The organism is Marinifilum fragile JCM 15579, assembly GCF_001310955.1.
Lineage (GTDB): Bacteria > Bacteroidota > Bacteroidia > Bacteroidales > Marinifilaceae > Marinifilum > Marinifilum fragile.
On sequence record NZ_BAZX01000054.1, the window covers coordinates 1 to 11,301 of the forward strand.

Sequence of the window (11,301 nt, forward strand, 5' to 3'; positions counted from 1 at the left end):
AAAGTCACAGATTGCAAAGATTGATGAGCTGTTATCAGATCAGCAGAAAAGGGCGGAAGAAGCAGCACGCTTGGCAGCAGAACAGAAAGCCTTGGATGAGAAATATGCTTCTTCTATTGCTATGGCAGACGCTCAGTTTAAAAATAAGGAATATGATTTGGCGCGTGAAAGCTATAAAGATGCGCTAAATATGAAACCAGCAGAGCTTTATCCAAGGGAACAATTAAAGAAGATTTCGGAAATATTTGCTATGCAAAAAATACAAGCAGAGGAAGAAGCAAAGCTTTTGGCACAGCAACAATTAAATGAGACAAAATATTTGAAATTAATTCAATCGGCGGATGAATATTTTGAATCAGAGAAATGGAATTCTGCGGCAAGAGATTATCATGGAGCACTAAAGTTAAAACCAGAAGAGCAATATACACAAAGTAAAATTGATGAAATTGAAGCGATTTTAGCTGAGTTGGAAAGAAAAGCGAATGCAAAATCAGAACTGAAAAGTCAGTATGACAAATTAATTGAAATAGCGGATAAGCAATATGCTAATGAGGAATATGATTTTGCAGTATTGAAGTATCAAGAGGCTTTGGAATTAATGCCAAAAGAGTCGTATCCAAAAACTCAAATCAAGAGAATTGAAGTGATTTTGGAGCGCAGAGCAATAGCGGAAAAAAAAGAACAAGAGTTGAATTTAAAGTATAGTGAAGAGCTGGAAAAGGCAGAGGATTTTTTCAAAAATGAGCAGTTCAGTGTCGCCAGACATCATTACAAAGCAGCATTAGAGATTAAGCCTAAAGAAACATATCCAAAAGAGAAGCTGGAGGAAATCAATGAGAGATTGCAGGCCTTAAAAAATGCAGAACAAGAAGCTATTGCAAACAACCCAACCAACTTCGAGAAGAAACTTTCTATCATCAAAGAAAGAGAATATGCAGAATTGATTCAAAAAGCAGACAATGCTTTTCAAAACTCTCAATTTACGGTTTCTAAAGTGATGTATGAAAGAGCATTGGGGATGTTTGATAGAGAATATCCGAAGAAACAACTGAAAGAAATTGACAAATTAATTCGAGATGAGAGGAACTCTGCTTTATCGGAAGAATACAAACAACTGATTGCAAAAGGTGACGAGGAGTTATCTGCGAATCATTATGCGGTTGCCAAATTTTATTACAATAAAGCAATCGCTTTGAATAAAAAGGAGAAATATCCTAAAAATCAACTGAAAAAGATTGATGAGTTGTTGAAATCGAAGAAAGACCTGAAGTTGGATAAAGAGTATGATGAAATCATTGCAAAAGCAGACTCTGCCTTTGATAAAGGAAACCTAACGGTAGCCAGATTTTATTACAAGAAAGCACTTCAATTAAAATCAGGCGAAGATTATCCAAAAGAAAGGCTTAAAATGATTCAATCTAAACGAAGCAAAAAGTAATTTTGTATTTTCATTCTATTTAAGAACACAGTATGGCATTAAACTATCTCTTTATTTTCTTTTTTCTGATCGCCTTTGTGGTAGGTTTAATCAAGCTTATTTTTTGGGGAGACATGGATGTATTCCCAGCAATGATTGACTCGACCTTTAGCATGGCCAAAACAGGCTTCGATATTTCCTTAGGATTAACTGGAGTATTAACCCTTTGGTTAGGAATAATGAAAATAGGAGAGAATGGTGGAATTGTAAGGGTATTTTCCAGGTTAATAGGACCATTCTTTAACAAGTTATTCCCGGAATTGCCAAAAAGTCATCCGGCACATGGATCAATCATGATGAATCTGGCGGCCAATATGCTGGGTTTGGATAATGCGGCCACTCCCCTTGGTTTAAAGGCAATGAAGGAAATGCAGGAAGCCAATCCCGATAAGGATAAAGCTTCGAATGCTCAAATCATGTTCTTGGTTTTAAATACTTCGGGCTTGACGATTATTCCGATTTCCATCATGGTATACCGTGCTCAATTGGGAGCTGCGAATCCATCGGATATATTTATACCAATATTATTGGCTACCTATTTTTCTACCATCGCAGGTTTAATCAGTGTATCAGTTGTGCAAAAAATCAAGTTGTGGGATCGAACCATATTGGCTTATTTGGGTGGATTGACTGCCATTATTGTAGGAATCATTACATATTTTTCAAGTCTGGAAAAAGAACAAATCACAACAGTTTCAACGGTTGTGAGTAATGTGTTCCTATTTGGGATTATTATTGCATTTATTCTATTGGCAGCTAAAAATAAGGTGAATGTATATGAAAGTTTTATTGATGGAGCCAAAGAAGGATTCAATATTGCTGTGAAGATCATACCATATTTGATTGCCATATTGGTTGCAATTGGAGTCTTCAGAGCATCAGGTACAATGGATCTTTTTGTGGAAGGAATGAGAAGGCTATGCGTGTTACTTTCTGTAGATCCCGATTTTGTTGAAGCCTTGCCAACAGCCATGATGAAACCATTGAGCGGAAGCGGAGCAAGAGGAATGATGGTGGACGCAATGACCACGCATGGTGCTGATAGCTTTGTGGGAAGATTAGCATCAACATTACAAGGAGCAACGGATACTACATTTTATATTATTGCAGTTTATTTTGGTGCAGTTGGAATCAAGAATACCAGATATGCGGTTACTTGTGGTTTAATTGCTGATTTGGCAGGAATTATTGCAGCCATATTAATTGCCTATTTGTTCTTTCATTAAAAAATGATTTGACTTACTTTTGTTGCTCTAATATCGATTAGTTGTTAGAATACTCACTTATATCGCTATCCTCATAATTGAGTGTTAACAATCTATCAGCATTATCCCTATGTGTATATAAACATTTAAGAGGTATAAAAATTAAAATCATGATTACATTTAAAATAGATACGGAATACATCGAACTTATTAAGCTTTTAAAAGCAACTCGTGTGAGTGAAAGTGGAGCACAGGCAAAAATATTTGTAGAAGATGGAATTGTATTGCGAAATGGTGAAGTAGAAACCAGAAAACGTGCAAAGATTCGTCCAGGTGATAAAATTGAAATATTCGATGAGGTGATTATCGTAGAATAATACAAAAGACCGATTTAAAAAAAGCGCAAAAACCAATTGGGTTCTTGCGCTTTTTTTAGCTAAAGGCTTATTGCCAAGAGCTAATATTCATTAATAGAATTCAAGAAAGTTCTTCACTGAATCCAGGTAATATTCTTTCCAACCTTCTACAATTTCATCATAGGCATCATCAGGAATATTTGTATGTGTTAATTCAATACGAGTATCTTTTCCTGCTTTTTTCAAGATCATGCTAACAATTGATGGATTTTCAGTTTCCCCAAAAAACCATTCCTGGACAATCTTATAATCTTTGACCATCTCCAAATTGCATCCTGAAATATCTCCTTCCCAAAGAGAAAAAACAGTTCCAACTTTATCATCCATTGTGGCAGGATATCCAGTCCACAATTCAATCTGAAAAGAATTGGTTAAAGCATTATAAACTTCTTCCTGGCTAGCGCTAATATTAAATTGATAGGTAAAATCTTTCATGAGTTTCTGATTTGTGAATGCAAAATTAACTCAAAATGCTAACAATTCCTTTAGTTAATTGTAATTAATTATAGAGGGCTTAAAAGTCCGGTAATCGATAGTAAATACAGACTTCTCATATTTAAAGAACTTTGCGATTTTATAAAATCGATATGCTGATAAAAAATTGCAATGTAGAGATTGCAAAATATTCAATCTTAAACGAGTCTAAATAAGAATAAAAGTTTATATTTGTATCGATACATTTAAATATGAGTATAAATATTAAACGATAAGTTATATGTCTAGCTTTGAAATTCTAATGCCCAAAATGGGTGAGAGTGTGCAAGAGGCTACTATCACAAAAATGTTCGTGAAACTGAACGATCAAGTAGAAGAAGATGATGTGCTTTTTGAAATTGCAACGGACAAAGTTGATTCGGAAATTCCTTCGCCCGTTGAAGGAAAAATAGTTGAAATTCGTTTCAAGGAGGATGATTTGGTTCCTGTTGGAGAAGTTGTTGCAGTAATTGCAATGGGTGATGCTGATGATGTTGCGGATAGTCCTGTAGCAGAACAAAGTGCCAAAGAAGAGGTGCTTGTTGAAGAAACTGTTGTTGCCGAAGAGGTAGATGATTTTAAATCGGAAAGTGGTCGCTTTTATTCTCCATTGGTGAAGAGTATTGCGAAAAATGAGAATATTTCCATTCAAGAATTAGATTCAATTCAAGGAAAGGGTAAGGATGGTAGAGTACAAAAGCAAGATGTATTAAACTACTTATCTCAGAGAAATGGATCAGTTGTTACTCCTGTTGAGAAAGCAGTGCAAGAACCAAAACCGGCAGCTCAGGAAATTGAAAAACCAAAAGTTTCCATGTCAGTTGGAGCGCAGGATCAGATTGTGGAAATGGATCGTATGAGAAGAATTATTGCTGATCATATGGTAATGTCGAAGCACACTTCCCCTCACGTAACAGCTATGGTTGAAGCGGATGTAACCGATATGGTGAATTGGAGAAATAAAGTTAAAGATGAATTCTTTAAGAAAGAGAAGACTAAACTTACTTTCATGCCAATTATTATTGAAGCAGTTGCCAAGGCATTAAGAGAGTTCCCAGGAATTAATGCATCGGTGGATGGTTACAATGTAATCCTAAAGAAAGATATAAACATTGGTGTTGCAGTTGCGTTGCCAAGTAACAACCTAATTGTGCCAGTAATTAAAAATGCTGATCACAAGAACCTGATTGGTTTGGCAAATGATATGAACCAATTGGCCGATGATGCAAGAAATAATAAACTAGGTCCAGATGACATTCAAGGTGGAACCTTCACCATATCAAACTTTGGATCATTTAAGAATGTAATGGGTACACCAATTATTAACCAACCACAGGTTGCAATACTTGCTGTTGGTACCATTGAAAAGAAGCCAGCGGTAATGGAAACTCCGGCAGGAGATGTAATCGTACCGCGCCAAAAGATGTTCTTGTCTTTATCGTACGACCACAGAGTTGTAGATGGAGCTTTGGGAGGAGCATTCTTAAGAAAAATTGCAGACTACCTGGAAGAAATTGATATCAACAGATCTATTTAATTATGGAAACATTAGAATTAACCTCAGTTGAGAAAGAAAATAATAACGAGATGACCGAGACGAAAAAATTTAGTATTAAGAACACTTCCAAAGAATTGTTGGGTCGTTGGTATCATTTAATGACTCTTGGTAGAGCATTAGACGAAAAAGCACCTAACTATCTGAAGCAGGCAATTGGATGGTCATACCATGCACCATATGCAGGACATGATGGAATTCAGTTGGCCATTGGTCAGGTGTTCGACAAGGAAACAGATCATTTATTCCCTTATTACAGAGATATGCTTACCTCAATTTCAGCTGGATTAACGGCAGAGAGGTAATCTTTAACGGAATTTCGAAAGATACAGATGTTGCAGGTGGTGGACGACATATGTCGAATCACTTTGCAAAACCAGAGTGGAACATTCACAATGTATCATCATGTACAGGTAACCATACGCTGCATGCAGTAGGTGTTGGTCGTGCTATGAAGAAGTACAAGCACGAAGGTGTGGTGTTTAGCTCACAGGGAGAATCATCGGTATCGGAAGGATATGTTTACGAAGCCATTAATGGAGCAACCAATGAGCAATTGCCTGTTGTATTTGTTTTCCAGGATAATGGATATGGAATTTCCGTTCCTAAGAAAGATCAAACTGCAAATCGTAAGGTAGCAGACAACTTCCGAGGAATGAAATACCTGAAAATAATTCACTGTAATGGTAAGGATGTATTCGATTCGATGAATGCAGTTTTGGAAGCAAAAGAATATGCCATGGCAAATTCAACTCCTGTTATTGTGCAGGCCAACTGCGTGAGAATGGGATCACATTCCAATTCCGATCGTCATGAGCTATATCGTGATAATGCCGAGTTGAATTACGTACAAGAGTATGATCCTCTGGCGAAGTACCGTAGAATGTTGGTGCGCTACAAGCGATTTACCGAAGAAGAACTTCAGGCCATTGATGCAGAAGTAAAGCTGGAAGTTAAAAAAGCGCATAAGGCAGGTTTAACTGCTCCGGATCCAGATCCGGCATCCATCTATGATTTTGTATTGCCTGAAGCATATGTGTCAGAAAAATATCCGGAAGGAACACACAGTTTCACAGGGAATGAGAAAAAGCTAATTGAAGGTTTGAACGAAACCCTAAAAGCAGAATTCCGACACAATCCTGATACTTACATTTGGGGACAGGATATTGCCAACAAAGACAAGGGTGGTATTTTCAACGTGTCGAAAGGAATGCAACAGGAGTTTGGTAAGGAAAGAGTATTTAATGCTCCGATTGCCGAAGACTATATCATGGGAACAGCCAATGGTATGAGTCGTTTCAACGATAAGATCAGAATTGTGGTTGAAGGTGCTGAGTTCGCAGATTATTTCTGGCCAGCAATGGAACAGTTCGTTGAGACTACTCACGATTTCTGGAGATCGAAAGGTCAGTACGCTCCAAACATTACCGTTCGTTTGGCATCAGGTGGATATATTGGTGGAGGATTGTATCACTCACAAAATATTGAAGGTGCATTAACAACATTCCCAGGGGTTAGAATTGTTTACCCATCATATGCCGATGATGCTGCAGGTTTGTTAAGAACCAGTATGCGTTCGAAAGGTATGACTGTATTTATGGAACCAAAGGCTTTGTACAATGATCCTAAAGCAGCCACTCCGGTACCGGAAGATTTTGAAGTTCCTTTTGGTAAGGCACGCGTAAGAAGAGCAGGTTCTGATTTGACTATCGTAACCTATGGAAATACTACTCACATGTGTGTTGAGGTTGCTGACAAGTTAGCGGAAGAATCAGGCAAGCAAGTAGAAGTAATCGATCTTCGTTCCTTAATTCCTTTGGATAAAGAGACGGTATTGAAATCGGTAGCAAAAACCAATAAAGTACTTGTTGTTCACGAAGACAAAGTATTCTCAGGATTTGGAGCTGAAATCTCGGCCATGATTACTGAAGAGGACATTCGAAAAGTTAGATGCACCAGTAAAACGTGTGGGATCAACATTTACTCCTGTAGGATTTAATAGAATTCTGGAAAGAGCAATTCTTCCAAACAACGATAAGATTTACGCAGCAGCTAAAGATCTGTTGGATTACTAATTCTTGACTAAATAGTGAAACAAATGAAAAAGATAGGATTATTCTATAGTTTCAATACAATAAAGACAGCGAAGAATGCAGAGAAGATTAAGAATGCATTTGGTGATGCTGTAGATATCGACAAAGTAAATGTTGAAGAAATAGACGAGGAAACATTTCTTAGCTACGACAATATGGTGCTAGGCGTTCCTACCTGGTTCGATGGCGAATTGCCAAACTATTGGGATGAGTTTATGCCAGCCATTGAAGACCTGAAACTAAAAGGCAAAACAGTTGCTTTGTTTGGATTAGGTGATCAGGTTGGGTATCCAGAGAATTTTGTGGATGCCATTGGAATTTTGGCCAAAGCCTTGGAAGAAAGAGGAGCAAAAGTGATTGGATTAACATCTACTGAAGGCTTCACTTTTGAAAGGTCGGCAGCTTTGCGTGATGGAAAATTCTTAGGTCTTGCGCTGGATATCGAAAATCAGGCAGCATTGAGCAATGATAGAATCAAAAATTGGGTTGAGCAATTGAAAGGAGAGTTCAACTAAACGATAGCAGATATTAATTAATGAAATTATCAGTAGAGACGTACGGCAGTACGTCTCTATTTTTTTATACCGTATCAAACCATTAAATTTAAAAGACATATGATTCATATCAGCTAATGAAAACGAACAAATTTCAAAACAAATATAGAATTCCATCGGCAAGGGCAACATGGTGGGATTATTCCAGCGAAGGTTTGTATTTTATTACGATCTGTACCCGGAATCAGGAAACATTGTTTGGTGAAATTGAATCGGAACAAATGATTTTATCACAATAGGAAAGATCGTAGAAGAAGAGTGGTTAAAATCATTTTCAATACGCGATGAATTGTATTGTGAAGAATATGTAATCATGCCGAATCATATTCATGCCATTTTGCAAATCAAAAATAATCCAGTAGAGACGCACGGCCGTGCGTCTCTACCAAATAATAATGGGGTGGCATATCGACCACCAAAATCCATATCATCATTTGTTGCAGGTTTTAAATCGGCAGCAACTACCAAAATCAATCAATACCGACAATCAACAATGCCGGTATGGCAAACCCGTTTTCACGATCACATTATACGGGATTTTGAGGAATATCATCGAATTCAAAATTACATCATCTATAATCCAAGCAATTGGCAGAAGGATAAATTGTACATTAGGTAGAGACGCATGGCAATGCGTCTATATCACGCCACCCAATTTCGTAGAGACGCACGGCCGTGCGTCTGTACAATTACAATTAATTAGAATCATTATAAATCCACGACAGTACAAAAATCAATAGAATCTAAAATGCCGAAAAATTCATAGATTTACCGATACTTATGCACGACATTACAATCATATTGCAAAACAGATCATACAAAGGTCTTTACGAATGCTGGATTTGTTGATACAGCAACACCTCTCCATCTCTACACAGAGATAGATTAGCCTTGTTTGGCTAATTCCCAATAAGAATACACGAATTAACTTCACGCTCATTTAGATGCAGCAGTGGGTTGTATTTTAATGAACCAAACTCAATGATGAAACGTGCATTTCTAAATAATTATTAACTCATACACTAGAATAATTATTTAGGAATGGAAAGTTCCATCTGGCAATTGAAAAAGAATAAAACAGATGAACAAACTAACATTACTATTACTAGCCTTTTTGTGCGTATTTGGTGTGCAGGCACAAAAAAGCTTCCAGTTGGAAGATATCACCAACAAAGGAACCTTCTATGCCCGATCGTTTATGGATTAAGATCGATGAAAAGCGGCCAAAGCTATACGGTATTAAAGCAGGGACAAAAAATTGAGCAATATGCCTATGCTACTGGCGAAAAGGAAGAGCTTATTTTCGATTTGAAAGCCTTGAATCAAGAGGATATCAATAGAATTGATGGCTATCAATTCTCGGCAGACGAAAGAAAGATCTTGATTACAAGCAATCGTGAAGACATTTATCGTCATTCATTCTCAGCAGAGTTTTTCGTTTACGACAGAGACAAAAAAACACTGGCAAAACTATCGAAAGGAAGACAGCAATTGGCAGATTTCTCTCCATCAGGAAACCAGGTGTGTTTCTACCGAGCAAACAACCTATTTGTGAAAGATTTGAAATCAGGAAAAGAGACACAGTTTACTTTCGATGGAAAATACAATCACATTATCAATGGTGCGCCAGACTGGGTATACGAAGAGGAGTTCTCGTTTTGGCAGGCTTACCAATGGTCGCCTGATGGCAAAAGAATTGCTACATGCGTTTTGATGAAAGTGAAGTGAAACAGTTCAATATGACTGTGTTTAAAGGTATGAATCCTGAAAAGAAAGCAAACGCACTATATCCTGAAAACTATACTTTCAAATACCCAAAAGCGGGAGAGAAGAATTCGGTAGTAAGCGTGCATGTTTACGATTTGGAAAGCAAGAAAACCACTACGGTGGATGTGGGAGAAGAAACCGATCAGTACATTCCAAGAATCAAATGGACACAAGATCCGAAGGTTTTAAGTTTGGTGAGAATGAATCGACATCAGAATCATTACGAGTTGTTGCTGGCAAATGCTGACAATGGACAAACCCATTTGTTGTATGAAGAAAAGAACAAGGCTTGGGTAGATGTGAACGATGATTTGACCTTCTTGAAAGACAACAAGCACTTTATCGTAACCAGCGAAAAATCGGGATTCAACCACATCTATTTGTACAATATGAAGGGCGAGTTGGTTCGCCAGGTAACCAAAGGCGATTGGGAAGTGAGCAAGTACCTTGGATATGATGAGTACAAGAAATTGTTCTACTACCAGGCTGCAGCCGTTTCTCCATTGCAAAGAGAAATCTACTCGATAGATATTAAAGGAAAGAAAACCCATAAATTGAGTGAGCAGGTGGGAACAAACTCTGCGAACTTCAGCAAGGGATTCAAATACTTTATCAACTATTACTCGGCCAATGGCGTGCCAACCGTAGTAACATTGCACAATGCCAAAGGCAAGTTAATTCGTACCCTGGAAGACAACAAGGAATTGAGAAAGAAATTGCAGGAGTACAAGCTTCCAAAGCGTGAATTCTTCTCTTTCGAAACATCGGAAGGTGTGAAATTGAATGCCTGGATGATGAAACCAGTTGGCTTTGATGAAAATAAGGAATATCCTGCACTCTTGCACTTTTATGGCGGACCAGGTTCACAGCAAGTTTTGGACAGATACAAGTTTGACTGGTTGGAGTATTTGGCACAAGAAGGTTTTGTGGTTGTGGTAGTGGACAACCGTGGAACCGGTGGACGCGGAGAAGCATTCAAGAAATGTACCTACATGCAGATTCAGAATCTGGAAGCCATCGACCTGATTGAAACCGGAAAGTACATGGCAAAACAGCCGTTCATTGCTGCCGATAGAATTGGGGTATATGGATGGAGTTTTGGTGGACAGATGTCTTCACTTTGTATGTTCCGCGGAGCAGATGTGTTTGCAGCAGGAATCGCGGTGGCACCGGTAACTACCTATCGTTATTACGATAGCATCTACTCGGAACGTTACCTGAGAACACCACAGGAAAATCCGGAAGGATACGACAATTATGCACCCATCCATTTTGCAGATCAGTTGAAAGGAAAGTTCCTGTTGATTCACGGAACATCGGATGATAATGTTCATGTACAGAATACATTGGAATTGTCGGAGGTTTTGGTGCAGCACAATAAGAAGTTCGAGATGTTCTTGTATACCAATCGCAATCATGGCATTTACGGGGGACAAACCAGATTGCATTTGTTTACCAAGATGGTGGACTTCCTAAAAGAAAACCTATAGGAAAACAATGAACAATTAGCAATGATCAATTAAGAATGATCAGTTAGCAGTAATCAATGAACAATTATCGGTAAACAGTTACCAATGTTTTGGTAGCTTGTACAGATAAAGGGGGATAAGGAGGCGCTTGATGCGCCTCTTTTTTTTTTACCTACTTCAAGAATGATTACCTCATCCCCCTGTCGGGACCTTCTTCCCGATTCTCGGGACAGGCTCTCAAGGAGAAGGAATCTAAAAATTAAAGGTTATATAAATATGTTGCAGCCATTT

12 protein-coding genes and 1 pseudogene are annotated in these 11,301 nt (G+C 38.0%); 12 read left to right on the forward strand and 1 reads right to left on the reverse strand.

Annotated elements, in window-relative coordinates; all coding sequences use genetic code 11:
* The 3 genes from JCM15579_RS20465 to JCM15579_RS19595 form a co-directional block, all read left to right on the forward strand.
* On the forward strand, window positions 1-1,438 hold a 1,438-nt coding region (locus JCM15579_RS20465), incomplete at its 5' end, for a tetratricopeptide repeat protein (protein WP_172677480.1).
* Window positions 1,439-1,470: 32 nt separating this feature from the next.
* The gene (locus JCM15579_RS19590) at window positions 1,471-2,703 is read left to right on the forward strand and encodes a spore maturation protein (protein ID WP_054722956.1); all 1,233 of its coding nucleotides are present in this window, start codon (window positions 1,471-1,473) and stop codon (window positions 2,701-2,703) included.
* Between the two features lie 149 nt (window positions 2,704-2,852).
* Window positions 2,853-3,059, forward strand: coding sequence for an RNA-binding S4 domain-containing protein (locus tag JCM15579_RS19595; protein WP_054722958.1), 207 nt, complete (start codon window positions 2,853-2,855; stop codon window positions 3,057-3,059).
* Window positions 3,060-3,149: 90 nt separating this feature from the next.
* On the opposite strand, the gene JCM15579_RS19600 is transcribed toward JCM15579_RS19595, so the two are convergent.
* Entirely contained in the window at window positions 3,150-3,533 is a 384-nt protein-coding gene (locus JCM15579_RS19600) for an SRPBCC domain-containing protein (RefSeq protein ID WP_054722961.1), read from the reverse strand.
* A gap of 280 nt (window positions 3,534-3,813) precedes the next feature.
* On the opposite strand from JCM15579_RS19600, the gene JCM15579_RS19605 reads away from it, so the two are divergent.
* From JCM15579_RS19605 to JCM15579_RS21695, 9 genes and pseudogenes are all read left to right on the forward strand, one after another.
* On the forward strand, window positions 3,814-5,109 hold the full coding sequence (locus JCM15579_RS19605) for a dihydrolipoamide acetyltransferase family protein (RefSeq protein WP_054722963.1): 1,296 nt from the start codon (window positions 3,814-3,816) through the stop codon (window positions 5,107-5,109).
* Between the two features lie 2 nt (window positions 5,110-5,111).
* Window positions 5,112-5,432 carry a thiamine pyrophosphate-dependent enzyme gene (locus JCM15579_RS21685; RefSeq protein WP_245625996.1) on the forward strand — a complete coding sequence of 107 codons (321 nt, stop codon included), beginning with the start codon at window positions 5,112-5,114 and terminating at the stop codon, window positions 5,430-5,432.
* A 50-nt stretch (window positions 5,433-5,482) separates the two neighbouring features.
* A complete protein-coding gene (locus JCM15579_RS19610; RefSeq protein WP_245625998.1) occupies window positions 5,483-7,126 on the forward strand; it encodes an alpha-ketoacid dehydrogenase subunit alpha/beta in 1,644 nt (547 codons plus the stop codon).
* Between the two features lie 99 nt (window positions 7,127-7,225).
* Window positions 7,226-7,735, forward strand: a complete 510-nt coding sequence (locus tag JCM15579_RS19615; RefSeq protein WP_054722965.1) for a flavodoxin — start codon at window positions 7,226-7,228, stop codon at window positions 7,733-7,735.
* A gap of 116 nt (window positions 7,736-7,851) precedes the next feature.
* Window positions 7,852-8,013 (forward strand): hypothetical protein, encoded by a 162-nt coding sequence (locus JCM15579_RS20355; RefSeq protein ID WP_157471572.1) that lies wholly within the window; start codon window positions 7,852-7,854, stop codon window positions 8,011-8,013.
* A gap of 74 nt (window positions 8,014-8,087) precedes the next feature.
* The gene (locus tag JCM15579_RS19620) at window positions 8,088-8,393 is read left to right on the forward strand and encodes a transposase (protein WP_157471573.1); all 306 of its coding nucleotides are present in this window, start codon (window positions 8,088-8,090) and stop codon (window positions 8,391-8,393) included.
* A 462-nt stretch (window positions 8,394-8,855) separates the two neighbouring features.
* Window positions 8,856-8,981 carry a hypothetical protein gene (locus JCM15579_RS22095; RefSeq protein ID WP_262493551.1) on the forward strand — a complete coding sequence of 42 codons (126 nt, stop codon included), beginning with the start codon at window positions 8,856-8,858 and terminating at the stop codon, window positions 8,979-8,981.
* A 5-nt stretch (window positions 8,982-8,986) separates the two neighbouring features.
* Window positions 8,987-10,122: pseudogene (locus tag JCM15579_RS21690) on the forward strand (beta-propeller domain-containing protein); the annotation flags it as partial.
* Between the two features lie 213 nt (window positions 10,123-10,335).
* Complete coding sequence (locus tag JCM15579_RS21695; protein ID WP_245626000.1) at window positions 10,336-11,031, forward strand: alpha/beta hydrolase family protein; 696 nt, start codon at window positions 10,336-10,338, stop codon at window positions 11,029-11,031.
* Window positions 11,032-11,301: the final 270 nt, after the last annotated feature.